Below are 22,133 nucleotides of genomic sequence, written 5' to 3' on the forward strand. Positions count from 1 at the left end.
TCCGTCGGACAGGCCCTAGGCCGTTTCTGACGGCTCTTGGTCGGCTGCCAGGAGACCAGTCGGCCTTACGTGAACCGCCTCGTGAGACGCTGCCCGCCTCATGGCGAGCACCTGCGACAGTCGCAAGGCGGTTTCAAGAGCCGTCAGAAGCGCCCCCCTATTCGGGGGCGCTGAGCACGTGGCCGATTCGGGTCTCGGGGTCGGCTTCGGGATCCCAGATGATGAGCTTGTCCTCGTGGTCGAACAGTGACTCCCAACCGCCGGGAAGGGGACGGTCGCCGGTGACGATCCGGTCGGTGTGCGCGCCGCCGTCGGCGATGGCGATCAAGCGGTACTTGTCGAGGCTGTGGATGACCCAGTATCGGCTCTCCCCATTGACCCGTTGCTTGTCCGAGACGGGAATGAAGCCGCCGACCCGGTCGATGCCCTTCAGGGACGGCCAGGAACTGATCCGCTGGTCAGCGGTGATCATCTCGTCTGGATGCGCGGCGCTGTCACCGATCGTGATCGACCGGACGTATTGCACATCGTCGATCGTGTGGAAGATCCAGTGCCAGTAGGAACTGCCCCTGGGTTGGAAGTCCGGTACTGGCAGGGTCGCGTCGATGCGCCGCACGCCTTTCATCGCGGCCCAGTCCGCCAGTGTTCGGTTACGGTATTCGACGCTGCTCGGATCGCCTTCGACGCCTTCGAAGGAGACCTTGTTGACGAGCGTCTCGTCGTCACGGTTGTGGAAGACCCAGAACCAGCTCTTGCCCTCGGGCTGCTGCGACGCCGGCACCGGGATGATCGCGTCGACCTGGCTGACGTCCTTGAACGCCGGGAGGACGCTCAGCGGTTCCTCCGGCCGGACCAGTAGGTCCGGGTGTTGCGGCGTCTCGCCGATGCTGATCTTGCGGGTGGTGCCCCAGGGGTGGAACACCAGCAGCTGGCTGGCGCCGTCCTTGCGGAAGCTGCGGGGAAGATAGATCGTCACATCGGCCGAGCGCCGCTTCAGCGCCGCCTGCCGCGTCGCCTCCTCCTTGCGAGCCTGTGCGATCATACGGTCCGCGATTGCGTGGATGGCCTTGTCCTGTTCCTGGCGGAACGTCGGCGCCGGGCCGGGCTCCCGCTGCGCGCTCGCCAGGCGGGTGAGGCGGAACCGTGCCCTCGGCTTGCTGTCCGCGTAGCCGACCAGCGGCCGGGTGATCTCACCGGCGAGGCCGAGCGTCTGGTGGGGATGGCGGACCGGCTTGGTCGCGGTCGGGGTCTTCTGCTCGGTTTTTCCCCAACCTTGGTACCTCGCATGAACATCGACGTACCCATGGCCGAAAACTACGGCGCGGGGGACTTGCGCCTTCGTGTACGCCGCCTGCGCGTTCTCCCAGTAATACCTGTCCTCCTCGTCGGCGTTGGCCTCCTTGAGGGTGGGTTGGCGGATGAACCGGCCGCCGACGAAGTCCTTGATCATAAAGCTGCCCTCGCCCTGGGCCAGGTCGTCGGAGTAGTTGAGGTCGTCGACCTCCTTGAGGTGGACCTTCCACTGGAACACCGCGTCGGTGTGCCACGGTAGGTTGAACCGAATCCTCGGACGGCCGCCATGCGCCATCAGGTCGAGGTAGCCGTCAAAGCGATTGCCGTGTGCCCGCACCGCATAGCCCGTGCTCCAGTTGGTCTGCACGTTGCCGGCGCCCTCAACCCGGACCTCGACATAGCTGCCATTCAGGCGATCCCACTGCGACTTCTTCCCCTGGTACTGCACAAAACAGACCCCCATTACCTCGAGAAACTCATTGGGATCGGCCTTGTGTGACAGTCCCTCGACACCGCACATCTCCAGCTCGTAGGTAGGCACGAAAACCCCTCACGATAGGGTGAAATGGCTGTCGCCATCTCTTCGAGGTTGATTACTTTCCGCTACAGGTCATCACGCTCCGTATGGGAGTGCAAGTCGGGACTGTAACAACGGCACTAGGTTTGGGGTCCTGCAGGCGTGAGGCCGGTTTGACGTTGACGACACGCATCGTCCCCGAGCGCATCACCAGGAGGAAGTCCGGTACGTGGCTGCGTACCTTGCCGTCGACCCGCGCCACCATGCGGCAGGACTGGCCGAAGATTTCACACACCGACGGATCGAAGTCTGCGAGCAGCAGGCGGGCCAGCTCCAGGCGGCTTTCGTAGAAGACCTGGCCGCCCGTCGTGGCGGAGACGTAGTCGCCCGAGTAGTACTTCATGCCGTGTACCGAGCGAACCCGGCGCCACGGTTCCGACTCGCCGAAATCCCTCAACCGAAGTCGTGTGAAAGGGACTTCACGAGTCGATCCGTCCACGTACCGGATCGACGCCGTGGGGTTCGCGTGCTTGATACGGCCCTTGCTCGGGCGCTCTGCCGCCATACTGGAACGGTGTGAAGGACCCGCACCGCCCAAACCGGAAGATCGTAAGCAACCGACAACTGACAACTGCTGAACGTAACCACTGCTCATGATCGCGCGGAAATGCTCGATCGGTGCTCATGGTCACGCGGAATTGCTCACGAAACTGCGGAACCTAGAATGTGGACTCAGCGAGCAACTCGCGCTCCGCACGCCCCTTCAGCCACGCGTGGGTTCGTGCGTCGAACTCGGCTTGGTCACGGTAGGCGTCCTCGGCGGTCCACCGCCCGGCGTGCACCCTCCGGTGGTAGACAACGTCGGGCAGCAGCTCTCCGGCCGATCGCGCACAGACACCCATCAGGAACGAGTAGTCCTCGCCCTTGTGGAGGCCACCGTGCCCGACCGCCTGAGCGAGGCGGGTGTCGGTCAGCAACATGCAGTGGCCCAGCGGCGGCTTGCTGGCCTCGGGTGAGGGCCAGTACGTCCAAACGTCTCCGGCCGCGTGCTGCCCGACGGGGGTCGGGCACACCCACGTCGACAAGCTCCCGGACTCGGGATACCAGTCGGCCGATCGGCCCGCGACCCAGCGCAGGCCGGTGGCGATGGCGTGCTCGTTCCGCATAGCCAACGACAGCGGAGGGATCCGGTCGTCATCGTCCACGAACGCGACGCGCGGGGCCCTGACGTGATTCAAGGCAGTGTTCCGGGCGGGTGCGGGACCCGGGCCGGGGCGGGTTATCACACTGACGCGGGGGTCTCTGGTGATCGCCGATGGGACGACGTCGGGGTCGACCCGCGGCCCGTTGGGGGCGATGATCCATTCCCAACTTCCCTCCTCCTGGGCGCGGATGCTCTCGTACAGCTCCTCAAGGAAGGGCAGGCGGGCGGGATGCAGGCCGGTCGGGGTGATCACGGCGACGGTGGGCTGGTTGTGCTGGGACAAGGTCTTCTCCGTGCGGATGACGACGGCAGGTTCACGAGGATTGGTACCGGGCGATCAGGACAACGCCGGCTGGAGAGGCAGTGCGAAGGGGCGGGCCGGTCGACTGTGAGGTATGCCACGCGAATCTGGTCGGCATCGAAGATAATGAGACTCATGACCCGGCGGGTGTATCCGACAACTCCCCCTGCTGCGGCAGGGAGTTAAGCGACACGACCTGCGAGGGACACGGAGAGTGCCGGGATAATAGACGTGGTGTCACGTGTCACCGAGCCCGAGGGGTGCCGTTGGAGACGCTGATGAGAGGTCCGACTACCGCCTGGCCGGGTGCAATGCCCGGCCGTTCGCGGGCGGCAGGTCTGCATAACGTGGATGCGCGCGTACGGCACCGACACCATGGCCAGCACCGCACCGAAGCATTGAGATCGTTTCATCCTGAATTGCCTGGTCAAGCCTATGGTCTGAGTCGAGGCTGAAGGACTCGTGGTGGCAGGAGGCGTGATCGTCGGGGCGAGATCGCCTGTCACCTCTGGACTTCGGTGTTCGCCAGGACGAGCAGAGCCCGCAGGAGGGTGGTCGCCTGACGGACGTTCATGCGGAGCTTGGAGATAATCCGCCAGGACTTCAGGTTCGCGAAGCCGTGCTCGACCGCGGCGCGTTCGCGGCTGACCAGCCGATTCGCCTCCTTCTCGGCCGAGGTGAGGCGGTGGTTGCGGGTGGCCTTGCGGCCGGTGATGACCACCGGGTCGTCCGGACCCTCGTCGAGACCGACGAAGCCGAGATCGGCCAGAGCCCCGAGTCCGGCTTCCCGCAGATGCCCGGTGATCTTCGCGTGGCGGGCGGCGGTGATCTCGCTGGAGCGGCCCGGCTTCGCCGCCGAGACCCAGATCAGGTTGCCCCGCTCGTCGGTCAGCGCGAGAAACAGCAGGCCATGGGCCTTGTGTTTCCCGCTGTAGTTCTTGCGGTCGTCCTTGCCGGTGCGGCGGCGGGTTCGGATCAGGGTGCCGTCCAGCAGGACTACAACCCCGCCCCGGTGGGCGATCTTCTTCAGCGCGCGGTCCAGACGCGGGGCCCGGGCGGAAAGCAGGTCGATCATTTCCCACACCCAGCGGCGCACGGTCGAGGCGGACACCTCGTTGCCGCCGGCCATGTCAGCCAGCCGCTGATCGTGACGGAGCACGGCGAGCACGATCACAGCCTGGCTGCCGGGGGCGGCCTTGCGCCAGCGGGTGCCCAGCTGGTTGCGGCGTCGGCGTATCAAGCCGGCGACGAGATCGATGGTCCGCTTCGACAGCGGGAGGCGGACCTGATAGACAGCAACATCAGAGCCCTCGGCGGGCCGGTCAGTCTTCACACACCGACCAACTCCCGCCGGGGGCCCTGGTGTACGGCAGAAACAGGCCGCCGCCGTGCCGCCGCCAGTGGTCAGCGCGGCAGATAGCGGCCCGACCCGGTACGGACCAGCCAGCCCCGGTCGGCGAGCTTGCGCAGCTGCCCGCGGACCGGCTCGACCTTCGCCGGTGTCGTCTCCCGGCCAGGGCCGTCGCGACGTCCTTGGCCATCACCGGCCCGGCCGCCCCGGCCACGATCTCCATGATCCGCCGGTACTCCGGGGGCAGCATCTCAAGTCCCGTGCCCTCGGTGCGGTCCGGCACCAGCCGCATCCCACCCGCACCCGGCCCCGCCACCACCCGCTTCGGCTCCGGCTCCACGATGCCCACCGGGTGCCGACCGCCGTCCGTCGCCTCAGCCCACTGCCCGAACACCACCTCGGCGGCCTTCAGCCGGGCCACCTCGGCATCGATCTCCGCCAGCTCCTTGCGGAGCAGCTCAGCCCGCTCGGCCAGCTGCAGCCGCCGCTCGACCGTCCACGTCAGCACGTCCGTCATGCACATCCCTCCCGCCGCAGAAGCTACGGAGTGATGCGTCGCCCCGCCGGAGAGCCCAGGAACCTGCTCGCGGCAGACGATCACCTGCTATCGATCACGGCCAAGAGCAGCGCAAGCACGCCAACTCCCGCTCACACCAGCTACTTGACCTGCGGATTCACGATGGAAATGGCTCACTGGAGTACGCGCACGACACCGTCTACGGATACGACAGCACGAACGGGATGCTGCGCGTGAGCAAGGACGGCAAGAGCTGGGACGAGCGCGCCGAACTCGCCGCGCTCGACATCGCCGTCAGCCCCAAGGGCCCCGACACGGTCCTCGCCACCACCGAGGACGGCGTCGCCAAGAGCACCGACGGCGGCGAGACCTTCGGTGCCGGCGCTAAGCCGGTGCTGTACTTCCTCTCCTGGGCCGAGTCCGACGCCCTGTACGGGATCGACCAGGCGGGCGCGCTGCACCGGAGCACCGATGGCGGCAAGACCTGGAAGAAAGCCGGCACCGTGCCCGGCGGACAGCCCCAGGCCCTCACCGCCGTCGACACCAACCGCATCCTGGCCGCGACCCAGGACGGCGTATACGAGACGCGCGACGGCGGCAAGACCTTCACCAAACGCCTGCCCGTCACCCAGTCGTCCGGCCACTGACATAACGCCACAGCCGAGCGGGTTCAGACATGGCCGCCGCGCTCCGGCAGCACCCGTGGGCTCGGCCGGCGCCGCATACCGAAACACAACCGGAGGAAGGGGAGTGGGCGTGAGGACGGACCGGGACGCACGGGTGCGGCGGTACTGGAATCGCGACGCACCCTGGTACGACGGCTGCATGCGCCCGTACGACCGGCTCCTGCTCGGCGACGGCCGGGCGTGGGTGTGCGCACGGGCCAGGGGCAGGGTCCTTGAGGTGGCGCTCGGCACCGGACGAATCTGCCGCACTACCCGGCCGGGACCGAGGTGATCGGCATCGACCTGTGCCCCGTGATGCTGGAGCGGGCCCGGCCGCGCGCAGCCACCTCCCCGGCGGCCGTGACGCTGGTGGAGAGCTCCGCGACGGAACTGCCGTACGCAGACGCCCGCTTCGACACGGTGGTGTGCGTGCTCGCGCTGTGCTGCATGCCCGACGACCGGGCCGCGGTACGGGAGATGCACCGGGCGCTGCGGCCTGGCGGGCGCCTGCTGCTGCTCGACCACATTCCCGGCTCCCGCTTCCCGGTGCGCGTCGTCCAGCGCCTGGCCGTCCCCGCGCTGCGGCTGCTGTCCAGCGCCTATCACCTGTGCCGTCCGCTGCGCCTGGTCGAGCGGGCCGGGTTCACCGTGGTCCGCCGGGAGCGGTACCGCCTGGGCATGGTCGAGCGGCTCGTGGCGGTCAAGGAATCCGCGCACGGCTGACGGCGCGCCGCGTCCCGTGCTCGGCGACCGGCCCGACCGGTCGGCGCCGCGCCGGGTTCCGCAGCCGCTCCGGATGCTCACCGCAGGGCGCTGCCGTCCTGCCAGGTCTTCCAGTCGACGTTCCAGTCCCCGTAGCCGTTGTTCGTGGCGACAGTGTCCTCGGCGGAGTTGACGACGGTGACGGGATCGCCGAGCCCGACGCGGTCGTAGAACCACTTGGCGTCCTTCATGCTCATGCCGATGCAGCCGTGACTGGCGTTGACCTTGCCGAACAGGCCCTCGTTCCACGGCGCGGCGTGGGCGTAGGTGCCGGACGGGGTGAGCTGCACGTCCCACCTCACTTCCCCGATGTCGTACGCCTCGGGGCCGAATATCCCGACCGTGCGGGAATCCATCCGCAGCGTGGGCACCTTACTGAGCACGACCATGGTGCCGCTCCAAGTGTCGAAGCCCTTCTTGCCGTTGGAGACCGGAAGGGTCCTGAGGACCTTGCCGTTCTCGGCGACGGTCATGGTCTTCTTCTTCACATCGACGGTGCTGACCACCGACTTGCCGATGGTGAAGTGGACGACCCGCTGCTGGGTGCCGAGCACCCCGCCACCCGCGTCCACGCCGGACAGCGACATCCGCAGGGTCACCTGAGTGCCGGACTTCCAGAACTCCTTGGGCCGGTAGTCGATCCGGTCCTTGCCGTTACGGTCCTTCATCCAGCTCCACGACCCCTCAACCGCCGGCTTCGCACTGACGGTGAGTCCACGCTCGACGGCCGCCTTGTCCCGAATGGGCTTGTTGAAAGTGATGGACACCGGCATGGCGACACCGACCGTGGTGCCCTTGTCGGGGCTGTACTCGCCGACGAAGGTATCCCGCGCCTGGGCGGTGGAGAGCGTGGACCGCTCGGTCACTTCCTTGCCGTCCGCCCCCTGGGCACGCGTGGACACGGTGTACGTGGTGCCGGGGGCCAGCCGGGCTGTCGAGATCCAGGCGGAGCCGTCCCTCGCCATCGTCCCGGCGAACGCGTCCGTGTCCGGCGCGCTCACCTTCACCTCGGTGAGCCGTCCACCCTTGGCGCGCACGGTCACCTTGCCGCCCGGGGGCGCCTGGCCGCCCTCGGCCACCGGCTCCACCACGATCCCTGGAGGCTCCGCCTTCGCTTCGCCCCTGTTCCTCGCGTCGCCAAGCGCGCCGGCCCCGGAGTCCGGGTCCCCCGGGCCGGAGCATGCGACAAGGGTCACGGCCACGGCCGCCGCCAGTACGGCGCAGCGGATCAGTCCGCGGTGGGCGCCCCTGTTCCCCGCGCCGGGGCGCCCCGCCGGTTCACGTCGCATGAGCAGACCCCCACCGCTAGAATTCCTAGACTCCTTAGGAGACGAAGATAGCGGACCAACGGTTCCCCACCCAGTGCGTCCACCTCGCCGGGGGTGGCGTCGGCGCGACACGTGGCCCGTGTCAGACTCCCCCCCATGTCACCTAAGGAGCTTCGGAGTAGCATGCGGTGGCCGGACCCGCTGCCTGCGGGCACGACCCCGCGCAGCCGCCGGTATCTGCTGATGGCCGGCGCGGCACTGGCGCTCACCGGATGTACGTCGGCCGCGGCGGGCGGCGCGGACCGCCCCTCCGGTACGGGCGGGTCCGCCGGCGCCTCACCGGAGTCGCCCGCGGGCACCGGGGGGATCACTACGATCCCGGCCGGGCGGCGCCCCACGGCCCCGGACATCTTCGGCAAGAGCCTGGACGGCGAACCGCTGCGCCTTTCCGACTACCGCGGCAGCGTGGTGCTGCTCAACGTGTGGGGATCGTGGTGCGATCCGTGCAAGGCCGAGGCGCCGCATCTGGCGCGGGCCTTCGAAAAGACCCGGGACCGGGGCGTGCAGTTCCTGGGGATCAACACCCGCGACATGTCCACCGGCCCCGCGAAGGACTTCGAGCGGCGCTACGGCATCACCTACCCCAGCTTCTACGACCCCCGAGGCGAGCTGGTGCTGCGCTTCAAGGGGCACCTGCTGGCACAGGCGATCCCGTCCACCGTGGTGATGGACCGTCAGGGGCGGATCGCGGCACGGGCGCCGAGGGTACTCAACGAGCGGGACATCCTCGGCATGCTGAACCCGCTCATCGCGGAGGGCCGGTGACCCGCATGCCCGCCCCGCACAGCCCGGCGAGCCCGGACACCGACAGCGACGTCCCCCGCCCCCGGACGACCTCTTCGAGGCGCCGGATACGGACATGTCCACCGCGCCCCGGGACGAGAACGAAGCCCCCATCGGCCCGTGGCTCGGTCCGCTCGGCTGGCTGCGCTGGACCTGGCGCACGCTCACCTCGATGCGCACCGCGCTGATCCTGCTGCTGTTGCTGAGCCTGGCCGCGATCCCCGGCTCCCTGGTCCCGCAGAACTCCGGCCAGCCCTCCCAGGCAGCCGCGTTCCGCGCCGACCACCCCACTCTGACCCCCCATCTACGAGAAACTGGGGCTGTTCGACGTCTACGCATCGCCCTGGTTCGCCGCGGTCTACCTGCTGCTGTTCCTCTCCCTCGGCGGCTGCATCCTGCCGCGCTGCGCCCAGTTCGCCAGGACCCTGCGCGCCCGGCCGCCGGCTGCACCCCGCCGCCTGGACCGCATGCCGGAGCACACCCGGTGGACCAGTATCATCCCGCCCGGCGAGGCACTCAAGGCGGCGACACAGGCCCTGCGCCGCAGGCGCTTCCGGCTGCGCGTGCAACAGGACGCCGAGGCATCCGGGGGCGCCCTGTCGGCCGAGAAGGGCTACCTCCGCGAGGCGGGCAACCTGCTGTTCCACCTCGCCCTGTTCGGACTCCTCGTAGCCCTGGCCGCCGGCGGCCTGTTCGGCTCCACCGGCCAGGCCGTCGTCGTCGAAGGCGACAGCTTCACCAACGCACGCACCCAGTACGACGACTTCCAGCCGGGCAAGCTGGTCTCCGGCGACGACCTCGCGCCCTTCTCCTTCCGCCTGGAGGAGTTCACCGGCAAGTACCAGCGCAGCGGACCACAGCGCGGCACCCCGACCTTCTTCCAGGCCCGCGTACGGACCAACGAGACGGCGAGCGCCCCCGGGCGCGACGTCACCATCAAGGTCAACGACCCCCTGGAGATCGGCGGTTCCAAGGTCTACCTCGTCGGCCACGGCTACGCCCCCGTCGTGACCGTACGCGACGGAAAGGGCGACGTCGCCTGGTCCGGACCGGCCCCCTTCCTCCCCCAGGACGCCTTCGTCCGCTCCACCGGAGTGATCAAGGTCCCCGACGCCCGCGACCGCGACGGCAAGCCAACCCAACTCGGCTTCACCGGGCTCTTCCTGCCCACCGTGAACCTCTCCGCCAACGGCTGGTCCTCCCTCTCACCCGCCGCCGAGGACCCCGTCCTCGTCCTGACCGCCTACCACGGCGACCTCGGCCTGGACAGCGGGATGCCCCAGAGCATCTATCAGCTCGACACCAGCCGCATGACCCAGTTCACGAAGAAGGACGGCTCTCCCGCCGCCCAGGCACTGCGCCCCGGCGACCGCATGGAACTGCCCGGCGGGGCCGGCTCGCTCACCTTCGACGGCCTCAAGGAGTGGGCCAGCTTCCAGATCGCCCGCAACCCCAGCAACGGCACCGCCCTGTGGAGCTCGATCGCCGCCGGACTCGGCCTGACCGCCTCGCTGTTCATCCGACGGCGCCGCCTGTGGGTCCGTATCCGTCCCGTCTCCGGTACGGGCAGCGAGATCGAGGTCGCCGGCCTGGACCGGTCCACGTCACCCCGGCTTGCCGAGGAAGTCGCCGATCTCGCCACCGAGTTGCGCCGCACGATCCCTGTGGCTGGCGCCACCGCCTCACCGCATCAGGAACAGAAGCAGGAGCAACCGTGAATCCGACGACCACCGCGGACCAGACGCTGGCCCAGCTCAGCAACTGGCTGATCTACTCGGCGATCGCCGTCTACCTGCTGGCCTTCCTCGCCCACTGCGCCGAATGGGCCTTCGGCAGCCGCAGCCGTATCGCCCACCGCGCCGCCACACCTGCCACGCACGAGACGGGTGGCGCGGGGACCTCCGCCGACGCGGCCGCCGAGGGACGTACAAAGGCCCGGACAAGCACGGCAGCGGGCACCACGATGCTGGCCCGGCCCGCAGCCCACCGCACCGCCGAGGCCCCCTCCGGACCCGACGACGGCCCAGCCACCGCCGACAGCGACCCACGGTCCGACCTCCTCGGCCGGATCGGAATCTCCCTGACGACCCTCGCCTTCCTCCTCCACCTGGCCTCCGTGATCACCCGCGCCTGGTCGGTGAGCCGCCCCCCGTGGGGCAACATGTACGAGTTCTCCACCGCCTTCGCCCTCGCCGCGTCCGGTACGTACCTGGGTCTGCTCGCCGCCCGCAAGCAGGTGCGCTGGCTCGGCCTGCCCGTCACGTTCTCCGTCCTGCTCACCCTCGGCCTCGCGGTCACCGTGCTGTACGTGGAATCCGCCCAGCTCGTCCCCGCCCTGGACTCCTACTGGCTGTGGATCCACGTCTCCGCCGCCATCATCTCCGGCGGCGCCTTCCACACCGCTGCCGGCCACGCTCCTGTACCTGGCCCGCGACCGCTGGGAACGCACCGCCGCGTCCGGCCGGGGCCAGGGACGGCTCGGCCCCCTGTGGCGCCGGCTGCCGTCCGCCGACCGTCTGGACACCCTGTCCTACCGGCTCAACGCCCTGGTCTTCCCGCTGTGGACCTTCGCCGTGATCGCCGGTGCGGTCTGGGCCGAGGCCGCCTGGGGCCGCTACTGGGGCTGGGACCCCAAGGAGACCTGGGCCTTCATCACCTGGGTCGCCTACGCCGCCTACCTCCACGCCCGCGTCACCGCCGGCTGGAAGGGCCGCCGCGCCGCCTGCCTCGGCCTGCTCGCCTTCGTCACCTTCGTCTTCAACTACTACGGCGTCAACATCTTCATCACGGGACTGCACTCCTATGCGGGCCTCTGATCCACAGCTCACGCAGGGCCGGACCGCCGCCCCCGGGACACCGCCCGCACCGCGCACGGCCCCGCCGCAGCGCGACGCATTCTTCGACAACGCCAAGTACCTGGCCATGGTGCTAGTCGCACTCGGCCACGCGTGGGAGCCCCTGCGCGACGACAGCCGCGCCGCCGCGGCGCTCTACATCGCCGTTTACACCTTCCACATGCCGGCGTTCATCCTCCTGGCCGGCTACCTCTCGCGAAGTTTCGACACCCGGCCCGGCCGACTCAAGCGACTGCTCACCGGCATCGCCGTGCCGTACGTACTCTTCGAAGTCGCCTACACGATCTTCAAACGACGGGCGGACGACGACCCGGAATATCCGATCAGCCTGCTCGACCCGTGGTACCTGACGTGGTTTCTGATCGCCTTGTTCGTCTGGCGCCTGACGGCCCCGCTGTGGAAGACCCTGCGGTGGCCGGTGCCACTCGCACTGGCCCTGGCCACACTCGCCTCCGTCTCGCCCGACATCGGCGACGACCTCGACATGCAACGCGTCCTGCAGTTCCTGCCGTTCTTCGTGCTCGGTCTGTGCCTGAAGCCGGAGCACTTCCAGTGGGTACGGCGCCGGGGCGTGAAGATCCTCTCCATACCGGTCTTCGCCGGTGCGCTGGCCGTGGCGTACTGGGCGGTCCCGCGGATCAACGCCGAGTGGTTCTACCGCCGCGACAGCGCCCAGGAGATGGGCGCGCCGTGGTGGAGCGGGGCCCTGATGACCTTCGCGCTCTTCGGCTGCGCCATGCTGCTCATCGCCTGCTTCTTCGCATGGGTGCCGAGGCGCAAGATGTGGTTCACGGTGCTTGGTGCGGGAACGGTGTACGGGTACCTGCTCCACGGCTTTCTCGCCCAGGGCTCGCGCATGTGGGGCTGGTACGGCAACGACTGGATTTATACACCGGTGGGCGAGATCATCGTCACCCTGGTCGCTGCCGTCGTGATCACGGCCCTGTGCACGCCGCCCGTACGCCGGGTGTTCCGCTTCGCGGTGGAGCCGAGAGCGGAGTGGGCCTTCAAACGGGACGCTGCCGCGCTCGCCGACGACCGCACCAAGGGCGGCTGACCGTGCGCCGGAACGGCCCTGAGGCGGCCTCCGGATGATCGGCCCGGGAGTCTTCCCGGCCGGGCCCTGCCGGTACCCCACCCGCGCCAACGCACACGCCCGGGTGGCCATCCGCCAGTCGAACAGTCACCCAGATCACCAGCAGCAGCGTGTTGATGACCACGAGGGCCCACAGGCGTAGCCGTACTGGTCGTTCATCACGCCTCCCGCGATTGGTGGGTACCTCGCCCGACCGTCAGTGCTCCGGGCGAAGCCGCTCAGCCCACGGTCGGCAGCAAGCCAGGCCGGTGGTGTGAAGCCGTCATGAAGGCCGTATGCAGGGGATCTGTGCCTTCTCAGGGGCCGCGGGTCAGCCGGTCGTCATGCCGGTGGCCGCTCGTCCAAAGAGCGCGCCCGGCCGGCGCAGCGCGATGAGGGCTCCCCGGCCCCGGTGTGCCGGTCGACGCGTGTGACGGGGCGGAGGGCGGAGAGCAGCTCGGCCACTTTCGCGAGTTCAGCGAGCTCGGCACGGCAGGCCGGGCACGCCACAAGATGGCAACTGATCGGCCCGTACTCCTCGGGCTCCAGCGCGCCGATGGCGTAGGCGCCCAGGGCCTCGCGCGCGGTCCCGCAGCGTCCCGCCGCTCCACTGTCAGACGTGCCGTCCATGCCTCACCCCTGGTGTCTCCCGCGTTCTCTCGGTACTCGCTACAGATAACTGCGGCGCGCCATTGCTTGCCCGGGCAGAACGTGCAGATGCGCTGCACACGACGAGTGGGTCGGCCGGGTCACAGGTACTTCTTGGCCTGCGGCCACTCATCGGTGGCGCCCGATTCCCGCTCGGCCTGTGCGGCCTTCAGCGAGCGCAGCTCAGCCTGAAGCGCCTTGATCTGCACGTCGGTCACGTCAACCGCGGAGGCACTGGTCTTCGGTGTCTCGGTGCCGGTGGAGCAGGAGGAGCCCTGGCCGTTCCGCTGGCCGCGCATCATGAAGATCATGCTCAGCGGGCAGATGGCGAGGATCAGCAGGGGCAGTGCCGCAACCATCCACGCGGGCTTGAGCAGGAACAGGCCGACAGCGACGATGCCGAGTCCGATGAGGACCTTCTTGTTGAGGCACATGGGATTCTCCGAGCGTCGTCTCTATGTATCCGGGTTCGGCCGGAAAAGGTGGGCTATACGGCGAAGGCTAGGCAGGGGCTGTGAAGAAGCGATGAGCGCACGATGGGGTGCTGATGTGCGTCCCCGCCACGCCCCGAATTGCTGCCTATCGCCAGTGACGGAGGCCGATGAAGGCGAGCACCAGGCCGACGATCTGGGTGCCGATGTGGTGCGGATCGAACGGCACCATCGTGACACCGGTGACGGCACCGAGGTATCCGATGGCCACCAGCAGCATCCCGAGCGGGAGCAGTGTGTAGGGCAGGACGCAATCGCGTGCCGTTGCCATGACGCGAATGCCGCGCAGGTGGTGTGGTTGTCCGGTCATCGGCCCCGTCCAGCAGGGTTGGCCGGCTCCTTGAGAAGACCGGTCTTCCCGTCCTGCGCAGCCGGCGCGGTCGCGGTCTTCCCCGGGTCGGCGACTGCGAGCGGCCCGTCGGCAGAACCAGGCGGGAAGACGGCTGTCCGTGGTGCAGGTGTCCCGTCGGCCGCCGTGGGGAGCACGGCCAGGCGGGAGGGGCGGCGCAGATACAGGAAGATAACGGCGGCTGTGAACAGCAGCAGGCTGGTCCATACGTTCAGGCGCAGGCCGAGGATGTGGTTGGCCTCGTCGACGCGCAGCATTTCGATCCAGCCGCGCCCGGCGGTGTAGGCGGCGACGTAGAGGGCGAAGACCCGGCCGCGGTCGAGGCGGAACCGCCGCGCGGCCCCTACCACGAACACGGCGGCGCCGAGGTTCCACGTGGCCTCGTAAGCGAAGGTCGGGTGGTAGGTCGCGGCGCCCGGGGTGGCCTCGGGGCGGTTCGCGGGGTCGATCTCCAGGCCCCAGGGCAGCGTGGTGGGCCGGCCGTACAGCGCCTGGTTGAACCAGCAGCCGAATCGTCCGATGGCCTGCCCGACCAAGATGCCCGGAGCGAGGGCGTCGGCGAACGCGGCGAAGTCGATGCCGCGGCGGCGGGCCGCGATCCAGGCCCCGAGTGCCCCGCCGGCGATGGCTCCCCAGATACCGAGGCCGCCCTGCCATACGTAGAGGGCTTCGACGGGGTTGCGGCCTTCGCCGAAGTAGAGCTGCCAGCTGGTGATCACGTGGTACAGCCGTCCGCCGAGGATGCCGAACGGCACGGCGAACATCGTCACGTCCAGGACGGCGCCCGCGGCGCCGCCGCGCGCGCTCCAGCGTCGCTGGCCGATCGTGACGGCGGCGATCACTCCGAGGACCACCATGATCGCGTACCAGTGGATCATGAGCTGGCCCACGGTCAGATAGGGGCTCGGTGGGCTCGGCAGATAGGCCAAGTTCATCGGGTCACATCACTTCAGCGGGAAGGGGAGGGGGAGAAGAGGAACGGGGCAGCGCGGCGCTGCGGTTGGCTGAGGCGGAGGCCCCCGGCGGGCCGGCCAGCCCTGGTGATCAGGAAACCGGCACGGCACGAAAGGCGGCAGCGTGGAACCGCGTGCCCCGCAGGGATAGGGATCAGCGCATGCCGTGGTGCGCGTCCTGAGACGCGCTACCCATCATCGAGTTAATCGGCATCCCGTCGGCGCCCGACATCATGCTCTTCATGTCCTTGGGCATCATCGACGTCATGTCCGCCGACATCATCTTCTCCATCTGCGCTCGCGCCTTGGCGCGTTCGCCGGCCGGCAGCTGATCCGTACAGTGCCGGACCATGTCCTCCTTGGCGCTTTCGCTGTCCGCGCGGTCGCCGGAGTCGCTCTGTGCCGTGGTGGGCTTGGGAGCGGGAGGCTCGGTCGTAGCGAACGCGGCCGTGGCGCCGTATGCACCGAGACCGCCGAGTACGGCCGTCGCCACCGCCAAGCCGATCGCCCTGCGCTTGATCATGGTGCCGCTCCTTTGCCTTGCCGGTAACCGGGACTCTGTGTGCCTTCGACGCTAGGCAGGCGTTGTGAAGGAGCCATGAAGCGCCGATGTGGGAGCTCTGTGCCCCGCGCCCGCCGGAATTTCCCGCGCTGCTGGGACGCCAGCACCCCTGACCTGCCTAAATACGTGGCGCCACCCCTAAATTCACGCCCGTTTAGCGAGACAAGTCCATTTTCGTTACCCCTAGGGGGTAGGCGTAACGTCGGGCGTGCAGTCGATGAGGAGGTACAGCATGGCGAACCGCGAGACCCGGCAGGAGAAACAGTTCATCGGCGCCGAGGTCGCGGACGACGCGGTGGTGCGGCTTGCCAAGATCTCGGGGCAGGTACAGGGCGTCTCCCGGATGATCCGTGACGGCCGTTACTGCGTCGATGTCCTCGACCAGATCGCCTCGGTGCAGAAAGCGCTGGACGGAGTGTCCCGCCAGGTGATGCGCAACTACCTGGAGCGGTGCGTCAGCGACGCGATCAAGAGCGATGACCCGCTCGTCTACGACGAGCTCATGAAGGTGCTGTTCCGGCACCGCTGACCCCAGTCGGACGGAAGCGAGGGTGACCAGCATGTCCGATGTGATCACTTTGTCAGTCCCGGGAGTCTCCTGCGGCTGCCGACAGGCCCTCAAGGGTGCTGTCGGTGCCCTGCCCGGGGTGTCCATCGCACGAGTGGACCTCGCGGCAAGGACAGTGACGGCCGTATACGGGCGGGCCGCAGTCCTGCCCGGCATTGTGGCCGCGGTCGAGGCCGCCGGGTACCAAATCGCCGGCTACGAGGTCGGCAGCCGAGTCGAGAGGATGGCGTCATGAACGCGGCGGACATCGGGGTTCTCATCGGAGCGGGCGGGCTGATCGCGCTGCTCGCCTGGTACTTCCTGGGGCCGAAGAAGGCACGGCTGGCGGATCTGCGGGGCGGGGTCCAGGAGATCGGGATCACGGTGAAGGGCGGGTACTCCCCGGATGTCATCCGGGTGCGGCAGGGGGTTCCCGTGCGCCTGGTCTTCGACCGGCGGGAGAGCGGGGACTGCACGTCCCGCGTGGTCTTCCCCGACTTCGGCCTCGCCAAGTCGCTGCCCGCGTTCGGCAAGGCCACGGCCGAGTTCGTCCCCGACAAGGCGGGCCGTTTCGGGTTCGCCTGCGGGATGAACATGGTGCACGGCACGCTGCTCGTCGAGCCCGGCTCCGGGAGCGTGGACGCTGCCCCGTCCGCCGTCGCCGAGGAAGCACCGGCCGCGCCCACTGCCACGCCGGGTGAGGCCGACACGGAAGACACGGAGGCGACCGAACGCCGTGCCGAGATCAGGGATCTGTCCCGGCGGGTGCTCCTCGGAGCGGTGCTGTCCGCGCCGGTCGTGCTGGCCGTGATGCTGCATGAGTTCTTCGGCATCGGCGTACCCGATCTGCTCCTCAACCCGTGGTTCCAGCTCGCGCTCATCACGCCGGTGATGTTCTACACCGGCTGGCCGATCCACCGGACCGGGTGGCTCGCCCTGCGGCACCGCGCCGCCGAGATGAACTCCCTGATCACGGTGGGCACTTGTGCGGCGTACGGGTACAGCCTGCTGGTCACCGTGGCGCCGGGCCTGCTCCCCGCGGGGGTGCGTGAGGTCTACTACGAGGCGGTAGGGGTCATCCTCACCCTGATCCTTCTGGGCCGGCTGTTCGAGGTGAAGGCCAAGGCCGGCACCGGGCAGGCGATCCGCGAGCTGCTGGGCCTGCAGGCCAAGACCGCCCGCGTCGTACGGGACGGCACCGAGGTGGACGTACCCGTCGAGGAGGTCCGGCCCGGTGACATCGTCGTGGTGCGCCCCGGGGAGAAGGTGGCCGTGGACGGGCTCATCGTCGACGGCCGCTCCACCCTGGACGAGTCCATGGTGACCGGGGAGTCGATCCCGGTGACCAAGACCGCCGGCGACGAGGTCGTGGGAGCGACCGTCAACCAGACCGGGGCCTTCCGCCTGAAGGCGACCAAGGTCGGCGCGGACACGATGCTCGCCCAGATCGTCCGGCTGGTGCAGCAGGCACAGGCGTCCAAGGCGCCCATCCAGCGGATCGCGGACCTCGTCGCCAGTTACTTCGTCCCCGCGGTGGTCTTCATCGCCATCGCCTCGTTCGCGACGTGGTTCGTCGTCGGTCCCGCACCGGCCCTGACCCTGGGGCTGGTCGCCGCTGTGGCTGTGCTGATCATCGCCTGCCCGTGCGCGCTCGGCCTGGCCACACCACTGTCCATCATGGTCGGCACCGGCAAGGGAGCTCAGGCCGGCGCCCTCATCCGCTCCGCCGAGTCGCTGGAGACCGCCCACCGGCTGAACACGGTCGTGCTCGACAAGACCGGGACCATCACCAAGGGCCGGCCGGCGCTGACCGATGTCGTCACCGCGGCCGGGTTCTCCGAGGGCGAGGTCCTGCGCCTGGTCGCCTCGGCCGAGAACTCCTCCGAACACCCCCTGGGCCAGGCGATCGTGAGCGGCGCAGACGACCGCGGAATCCCGCTTGCCGACGTGAGCGAGTTCGACTCGGTCACCGGCAAGGGCATCACGGCCACCGTCGACGGGCGCCGCCTGCTGGTCGGGAAGGCCGCCCTCCTCACCGAGGCGGGCATCGACCCCGGTCCCCTTCAGTCGGACGCGGACCGGCTCTCCGCCGAGGGCAAGACACCGGTGTTCGCGGCGGCGGACGATCAGCTCGCCGGAGTGATCGCGGTCGCCGACACCGTCAAGGACGACTCGTCCGCCGCTGTCGCCGGACTGAAGCGCCTGGGCCTTGAGGTCGTGATGATCACAGGCGACAACCGGCGTACCGCCGAAGCCATCGCCCGTGAGGTCGGCATCCGGCGCGTCCTCGCCGAGGTGCTGCCCGAGCACAAGGCGCGCGAGATCCGGCGTCTGCAGGACGAGGGCAAGCAAGTCGGCATGGTGGGCGACGGGATCAACGACGCCCCGGCCCTCGCCCAGGCCGATGTCGGTTTCGCCATCGGCACGGGCACCGACGTGGCCATCGAGGCGTCCGACGTCACTCTCGTCTCCGGCGCGCTGGGGGGTGTGGTCACCGCGGTGACGCTGAGCCGGGCCACCATGCGCAACATCCGGCAGAACCTGTTCCTGGCCTTCGTCTACAACACCATCGGCATCCCGCTGGCGGCCGGTGCCCTCTACCCGTTCACCGGCTGGCTGCTCAGCCCGATCATCGCCGCGGCGGCGATGGCGCTGTCGTCCCTGTCCGTGGTGGGCAACGCCAACCGGCTGCGCCGGTTCACCCCGGAGAGGCTTCCCGCGGCGCCGGAGCCACCGGCGGCACAGGCCAAGGTCTCGGTGGAGGCGGGCGCATCATGAAAGAGCGAGCACACGTGGGCGTGGCCGGCCGCGGGACGGCGCCGTGGCGCGCGGGTTACGGATACCAGCCCGTACACGAGCCCGTATTCGCTCCGAGGAAGAAGGTGGACCCGTGACCGGGACCGTGCTGGTCGTCGATGACGAGGCGAAGCTGCGTGCTCTGGTACGCGACTACCTGGAGCGCGACGGCTACACCGTGCTGGAGGCCGCAGACGGCCACCGGGCCCTAGACGTGGCGGGCGGCGCCCACCCTGACCTGGTCATCCTTGACCTCGGCCTGCCCGGCCTGGCCGGGGAAGAGGTGGCCCGGCTGCTGCGCAAGACCAGCGACGTGCCGATCGTGATGCTCACCGCCAAAGCGGGTGAGAACGACCGGGTGATGGGGCTGCGCCTCGGGGCCGACGACTACGTGGTCAAACCGTTCAGCCCGCGTGAACTGGTCGCCCGGGTCGAGGCGGTGCTGCGCCGGGCCCGCGGAGCCCGCGGCGCGACGGAGGAAGCCGTCTCCTATGGAAGCGGCCGAGTGCGGATCGATGCCGAGCGCCGCGAGGTGCAGGCCGACGGTCGGCCGGTGGAGCTCACCCGTACCGAGTTCGACCTGCTGGCGGCCCTCGCCTCCCGTCCCGGGCGGGCCTGGACCCGTATGGAGCTCGTCGGCAGGGTCCAGGGCCACGCCTTCGAGGCGTACGAGCGCACCATTGACGTGCATGTGAAGAACCTGCGCCGCAAGCTCGGCGACACCCCGCCCTCATGCGTGGTGGTCACCGTGCCCGGCGTCGGCTACAAACTCGGGATCGACCGTGATGCGTAATCCGCTGCGTGGTCTGCTGCGCGGCCGCTTCGCCCGCCGCCTCGCCCTGGCCTTCGCCGCCCTGGGCATCGGCACCGCACTGCTGACCGCCGTCCTGGTCAACACCGCCTTCAACGCCCGCTTCCAGGACTACCTCGGCGCTCAGCAGCGGGTACAGCAGCAGCAGCTCGTCGGCTGGTTCGCGGCCGACTACACCCGGGAGAAAGGCTGGAACCCCAAGACGCTCAACCAGCTCGCACCGACGGTGACCATGACCGGCTCGGAGGTGGAGCTGCTCGACCCCGCAGGCAGCCGGGTGTGGTCGCTCGCCGACGCCGACGTGGACGCGGCCATGCTGGCCATGCACCGGCAGATGATGCGGACCGGCGACCTGGGCCCGCCCCGCAGCCTGCCCGTCACCGTGGACGGCCGGCACGTCGGCACCCTCCAGGTCCGCGTCCCCCAGGGGGTGATCCCCGCCGTCGACAAGGACTTCCAGGCATCGGTCAATCAGATGCTCATCGCCGGAGCCCTCACCGCGGGCCTGGTGGCGCTCGCCGTCGGTGTGTTCACCGCCCGCCGCGCCACCGCCCCCATCGCCGAACTCACCCGCGCCGCCAAGGACTTGGCCGCCGGGCAACGCGACCGGCGGGTGACCACCGTCCCCGACAACGAGATCGGCCAACTGGCCACCGCCTTCAACACCATGGCCGACCGGGTCGAGAAGGAGGACGAACTCCGCCGCCTGTTCGCCTCCGATGTCGCGCACGAACTGCGCACCCCACTGGCCGTCGTACGCAGCGAACTCGAAGCCGTCCAGGATGGCATCCGCGAGCCCACCCCGAAGGTCATCGCCTCCCTGCACGACGAGACGCTGCGCCTGGGCCGGCTCATCGCCGATCTGGAGACCCTCGCCTCCGCCGACGCCGCCGCCTTCACCCTCGAACGCACGCCCCTCTCGCTGACCGCCCTCGTACGCGACACCGTCGACGGCCTCACCGGCCGGTTCACCGAGGCCGGCATCGCACTGCGCACCGACCTCGCCGAGGTGAGCGTCGACGGCGACGCGGTACGGCTGCGGCAGATCGTCACCAACCAGCTCACCAACGCCCTGAAGTTCGTCCCCCGAGGCGGCGCCGTCACCGTCACCCTCCACGAGGAGGACGGCTGGGCCGAACTGCGCGTGGCCGACACCGGCCCGGGAATCCCGCCCGAGGACCTCCCCCATATCTTCGACCGCTTCTTCCGCAGCCGCACCGCCCGCGCCGACGGCTCCGGCATCGGCCTCGCCGTCGCCGCCGAACTCACGGCCGCCCACGACGGCACCCTCACCGCCGACAGCACCCCCGGCCACGGCACCACCTTCACCACCCGCCTGCCGACCGAGTCGGCCGGAGGGCGGAAGCGCACGATCCGCGGCCAGTGATACCGGGGCGCCCGTCGTCACACCGCCCAGCGTGCCGGAAGGCAGATGCGGCACCGCCGCGGCAAAGATAATCCTGACGGCACTCCGCCCTCGGCGGATCAGGATTCCCGCGCGGACTGCATTCGTACCGGCGGCAGTTCAGAGCACGGCGCGGCCCCGCTTCGGGGGCTCCAGCGCGACCACGCCCTGCCAGGGGTGGTTCGTAGCGGGTTCAGCCTCAGCCTGCACGTCCCCATGCACCCTCCGTGCCACCCTGCGCCAGGATGCGCGCCCGCCGAACCGGGCATCGTCCTGGCATCGGCGCGCTCCGAGGGGGACCCATGCACGGACCACCGCTGGTCGGATGGTTACTGGTCGCCCTTGCCGCGGGCACGGCAGCTCTGTGCCTGTTGCGCGCACGAGCCGGCGACAGCACCGGGTGGTGCGCACGGCGCACCGCCGGCGCCGAGGCCGTGCATAGCCTCGGCATGGCGCTGATGGCAGTGCCCGTGGCCATGCCCGGCCAAGGCACCTGGAAGGTGCCGCTACTCATCGCGCTCTACAGCGCACTGATACTGCGCACGCTGCTCTTCGCGCATGGCGAATGCCACCGCGCCCATCACACCGTCGAAGCAGCCGCGATGCTCTACATGGCAGCCGCCATGACGACCGCCCCGGGCCCCATGGACACGGGTTCGATGGCGGGCATAGACCACGGCACGATGGGGGTGCCGGCTGTAAACACCCTGCTGCTGGGCTACTTCGCCATCTACATGCTGTGGGCGGGCGCGCGGATCACTACTGTGCCGCCGGTCAACGCGGCAGGAGCCGGGTCGGCCGACGCGGTCGGCACCACCTTTCCAACCATGATGCACGCGCCGGAAGTAGGCAACGCATGCCGCGTGTCCCTCGCTGTCGCCATGTTCGTCATGACGCTGATGATGTGAGCTGGACGCATG

22 protein-coding genes and 2 pseudogenes are annotated in these 22,133 nt (G+C 69.3%); 13 read left to right on the plus strand and 11 right to left on the minus strand.

Annotated features, from left to right (window positions below; all coding sequences use genetic code 11):
* Positions 1 to 157: 157 nt before the first annotated feature.
* The 5 genes from K9S39_RS03825 to K9S39_RS03845 all read right to left on the minus strand — a co-directional run bounded on the left by K9S39_RS03825 (position 158) and on the right by K9S39_RS03845 (position 5,183).
* Positions 158 to 1,834, minus strand: coding sequence for a hypothetical protein (locus K9S39_RS03825; protein ID WP_248861925.1), 1,677 nt, complete (start codon positions 1,832 to 1,834; stop codon positions 158 to 160).
* Positions 1,835 to 1,886: 52 nt separating this feature from the next.
* Positions 1,887 to 2,465: a TnsA-like heteromeric transposase endonuclease subunit gene (locus tag K9S39_RS03830; RefSeq protein WP_319949528.1), complete on the minus strand. Its 579-nt coding sequence runs from the start codon at positions 2,463 to 2,465 to the stop codon at positions 1,887 to 1,889.
* Between the two features lie 64 nt (positions 2,466 to 2,529).
* Complete coding sequence (locus K9S39_RS03835) at positions 2,530 to 3,297, minus strand: glycosyltransferase family 2 protein (RefSeq protein WP_248861927.1); 768 nt, start codon at positions 3,295 to 3,297, stop codon at positions 2,530 to 2,532.
* A gap of 520 nt (positions 3,298 to 3,817) precedes the next feature.
* Positions 3,818 to 4,648 (minus strand): transposase family protein, encoded by an 831-nt coding sequence (locus tag K9S39_RS03840; RefSeq protein ID WP_248861928.1) that lies wholly within the window; start codon positions 4,646 to 4,648, stop codon positions 3,818 to 3,820.
* Positions 4,638 to 5,183, minus strand: coding sequence for a hypothetical protein (locus K9S39_RS03845; protein ID WP_248861929.1), 546 nt, complete (start codon positions 5,181 to 5,183; stop codon positions 4,638 to 4,640). The genes K9S39_RS03840 and K9S39_RS03845 overlap by 11 nt, the downstream gene beginning before the upstream one ends.
* A gap of 224 nt (positions 5,184 to 5,407) precedes the next feature.
* Here K9S39_RS03845 and K9S39_RS03850 point away from each other — a divergent pair, with 224 nt between their 5' ends.
* Positions 5,408 to 5,830 carry a WD40/YVTN/BNR-like repeat-containing protein gene (locus K9S39_RS03850; protein ID WP_319949529.1) on the plus strand — a complete coding sequence of 141 codons (423 nt, stop codon included), beginning with the start codon at positions 5,408 to 5,410 and terminating at the stop codon, positions 5,828 to 5,830.
* Between the two features lie 306 nt (positions 5,831 to 6,136).
* A complete protein-coding gene (locus K9S39_RS03855) occupies positions 6,137 to 6,571 on the plus strand; it encodes a class I SAM-dependent methyltransferase (protein WP_248861930.1) in 435 nt (144 codons plus the stop codon).
* A 77-nt stretch (positions 6,572 to 6,648) separates the two neighbouring features.
* Here the strand turns inward: K9S39_RS03855 and K9S39_RS03860 are convergent, their stop codons facing one another.
* Positions 6,649 to 7,899, minus strand: a complete 1,251-nt coding sequence (locus K9S39_RS03860) for a L,D-transpeptidase (RefSeq protein ID WP_248861931.1) — start codon at positions 7,897 to 7,899, stop codon at positions 6,649 to 6,651.
* 162 nt (positions 7,900 to 8,061) lie between these two features.
* On the opposite strand from K9S39_RS03860, the gene K9S39_RS03865 reads away from it, so the two are divergent.
* The 5 genes and pseudogenes from K9S39_RS03865 to K9S39_RS03880 all read left to right on the plus strand — a co-directional run bounded on the left by K9S39_RS03865 (position 8,062) and on the right by K9S39_RS03880 (position 12,633).
* A complete protein-coding gene (locus K9S39_RS03865; protein ID WP_248861932.1) occupies positions 8,062 to 8,703 on the plus strand; it encodes a TlpA disulfide reductase family protein in 642 nt (213 codons plus the stop codon).
* Positions 8,704 to 8,893: 190 nt separating this feature from the next.
* Positions 8,894 to 8,959 (plus strand): annotated as a pseudogene (locus tag K9S39_RS41935) (hypothetical protein); the annotation flags it as partial.
* Positions 8,960 to 9,041: 82 nt separating this feature from the next.
* Positions 9,042 to 10,439, plus strand: coding sequence for a cytochrome c biogenesis protein ResB (gene resB, locus K9S39_RS03870; RefSeq protein WP_283113435.1), 1,398 nt, complete (start codon positions 9,042 to 9,044; stop codon positions 10,437 to 10,439).
* Positions 10,436 to 11,537: pseudogene (gene ccsB / locus K9S39_RS03875) on the plus strand (c-type cytochrome biogenesis protein CcsB). The gene resB and the pseudogene ccsB overlap by 4 nt, the downstream one beginning before the upstream one ends.
* The gene (locus tag K9S39_RS03880; protein ID WP_248861933.1) at positions 11,524 to 12,633 is read left to right on the plus strand and encodes an acyltransferase family protein; all 1,110 of its coding nucleotides are present in this window, start codon (positions 11,524 to 11,526) and stop codon (positions 12,631 to 12,633) included. Before ccsB ends, K9S39_RS03880 begins: the two are co-directional and overlap by 14 nt.
* 360 nt (positions 12,634 to 12,993) lie before the next feature.
* On the opposite strand, the gene K9S39_RS03885 is transcribed toward K9S39_RS03880, so the two are convergent.
* The 5 genes from K9S39_RS03885 to K9S39_RS03905 form a co-directional block, all read right to left on the minus strand.
* Positions 12,994 to 13,281, minus strand: a complete 288-nt coding sequence (locus K9S39_RS03885) for a cupin domain-containing protein (RefSeq protein ID WP_248861934.1) — start codon at positions 13,279 to 13,281, stop codon at positions 12,994 to 12,996.
* A gap of 119 nt (positions 13,282 to 13,400) precedes the next feature.
* Positions 13,401 to 13,733: a DUF2933 domain-containing protein gene (locus K9S39_RS03890; protein ID WP_248861935.1), complete on the minus strand. Its 333-nt coding sequence runs from the start codon at positions 13,731 to 13,733 to the stop codon at positions 13,401 to 13,403.
* 145 nt (positions 13,734 to 13,878) lie between these two features.
* Entirely contained in the window at positions 13,879 to 14,061 is a 183-nt protein-coding gene (locus K9S39_RS03895; RefSeq protein WP_248861936.1) for a hypothetical protein, read from the minus strand.
* 35 nt (positions 14,062 to 14,096) lie between these two features.
* Entirely contained in the window at positions 14,097 to 15,074 is a 978-nt protein-coding gene (gene lgt, locus K9S39_RS03900; protein ID WP_248861937.1) for a prolipoprotein diacylglyceryl transferase, read from the minus strand.
* A 172-nt stretch (positions 15,075 to 15,246) separates the two neighbouring features.
* Positions 15,247 to 15,615 carry a hypothetical protein gene (locus tag K9S39_RS03905; protein ID WP_248861938.1) on the minus strand — a complete coding sequence of 123 codons (369 nt, stop codon included), beginning with the start codon at positions 15,613 to 15,615 and terminating at the stop codon, positions 15,247 to 15,249.
* A 271-nt stretch (positions 15,616 to 15,886) separates the two neighbouring features.
* Here K9S39_RS03905 and K9S39_RS03910 point away from each other — a divergent pair, with 271 nt between their 5' ends.
* The 6 genes from K9S39_RS03910 to K9S39_RS03935 all read left to right on the plus strand — a co-directional run bounded on the left by K9S39_RS03910 (position 15,887) and on the right by K9S39_RS03935 (position 22,121).
* Entirely contained in the window at positions 15,887 to 16,183 is a 297-nt protein-coding gene (locus K9S39_RS03910; RefSeq protein WP_248861939.1) for a metal-sensitive transcriptional regulator, read from the plus strand.
* Positions 16,184 to 16,214: 31 nt separating this feature from the next.
* A complete protein-coding gene (locus K9S39_RS03915) occupies positions 16,215 to 16,457 on the plus strand; it encodes a heavy-metal-associated domain-containing protein (RefSeq protein ID WP_248861940.1) in 243 nt (80 codons plus the stop codon).
* The gene (locus K9S39_RS03920; protein WP_248861941.1) at positions 16,454 to 18,979 is read left to right on the plus strand and encodes a heavy metal translocating P-type ATPase; all 2,526 of its coding nucleotides are present in this window, start codon (positions 16,454 to 16,456) and stop codon (positions 18,977 to 18,979) included. Before K9S39_RS03915 ends, K9S39_RS03920 begins: the two co-directional genes overlap by 4 nt.
* A gap of 112 nt (positions 18,980 to 19,091) precedes the next feature.
* Positions 19,092 to 19,790 carry a response regulator transcription factor gene (locus K9S39_RS03925; RefSeq protein ID WP_248861942.1) on the plus strand — a complete coding sequence of 233 codons (699 nt, stop codon included), beginning with the start codon at positions 19,092 to 19,094 and terminating at the stop codon, positions 19,788 to 19,790.
* Positions 19,783 to 21,195: a sensor histidine kinase gene (locus K9S39_RS03930; RefSeq protein WP_248861943.1), complete on the plus strand. Its 1,413-nt coding sequence runs from the start codon at positions 19,783 to 19,785 to the stop codon at positions 21,193 to 21,195. Before K9S39_RS03925 ends, K9S39_RS03930 begins: the two co-directional genes overlap by 8 nt.
* A gap of 320 nt (positions 21,196 to 21,515) precedes the next feature.
* Positions 21,516 to 22,121, plus strand: a complete 606-nt coding sequence (locus tag K9S39_RS03935) for a DUF5134 domain-containing protein (RefSeq protein ID WP_248861944.1) — start codon at positions 21,516 to 21,518, stop codon at positions 22,119 to 22,121.
* Positions 22,122 to 22,133 lie beyond the last annotated feature (12 nt).

Origin of the sequence: Streptomyces halobius (genome assembly GCF_023277745.1) — a bacterium.
GTDB classification, from domain to species: domain Bacteria; phylum Actinomycetota; class Actinomycetes; order Streptomycetales; family Streptomycetaceae; genus Streptomyces; species Streptomyces halobius.